Raw genomic sequence first — 771 nt, forward strand, 5'->3', positions numbered from 1 at the left:
CCCTCCATGACGTTCCGCCTTCGCTGTGCCCAGCCCGCCGCTGCCCCTGCCCTGTTTTCCGCCCTGCGCGCTGCTGTTGTGAGCAGGAAAACCCTGACGGCAGGATTATTATTGCCCGCACTGGGGCTGACGGGCTGCGGATATTTTGATTCCCGCACGGCGCACCGGGCCCAGCTTTCCCTTATTGGCATGAGCAGCAGTGATGTGCAGGGCTGCGTGGGCGTGCCGGACAAGGTGAAAAAGCTGGAGGACGGCACGGAGGTTCTGGAATATTCGCGCACGCTGAATATTCCCGCCACCAATGATTCCACCTTTATCCCGCTGCAATCCATGGTGAATATTGTAGAAACCACACTGGGCGGCGCGGGCAAGACCTGCATTGCCGATATCCGCATTGCCAATGGTGAGGTGGTGGACCTGCATTACAGTGGCGATAATGATGAAATTCTTGGCGCGGATGGCGTGTGTTCCGTCATTACCCGCGGGTGTGTGCGTCGCCCCATGCCGGATATGCAGAAAGTCTCCAACAGTCCGTTAGGTCCGGTTTCCGGCTTCAGGCAACCGCAGATCAAGCGGCAGACGCTCCTGCATGCCTCCGCCATGACAAATGCGCAGGGTGCCGCCATGGCAGATGGTGTCACCACTGGGGCGGCAACGGCTGCCCCAACGCAGACAGTGGTTCCACAAAGCGCCCCATCCGTAACATCTGTCACCATTCCTGGCACATTGGCCGCACGCCCGGCTACTGCTGCCACGCCCTGATATCAGGGC

At 60.1% G+C, this 771-nt stretch carries 1 protein-coding gene; it reads left to right on the forward strand.

Going from position 1 to position 771, the window contains the following annotated elements:
- Positions 1 to 6: 6 nt before the first annotated feature.
- Positions 7 to 762, forward strand: a complete 756-nt coding sequence (locus AD948_RS18280; protein ID WP_248845852.1) for a hypothetical protein — start codon at positions 7 to 9, stop codon at positions 760 to 762.
- Positions 763 to 771: the final 9 nt, after the last annotated feature.

Source organism: Acetobacter senegalensis (assembly GCF_001580995.1).
Taxonomy (GTDB): domain Bacteria; phylum Pseudomonadota; class Alphaproteobacteria; order Acetobacterales; family Acetobacteraceae; genus Acetobacter; species Acetobacter senegalensis.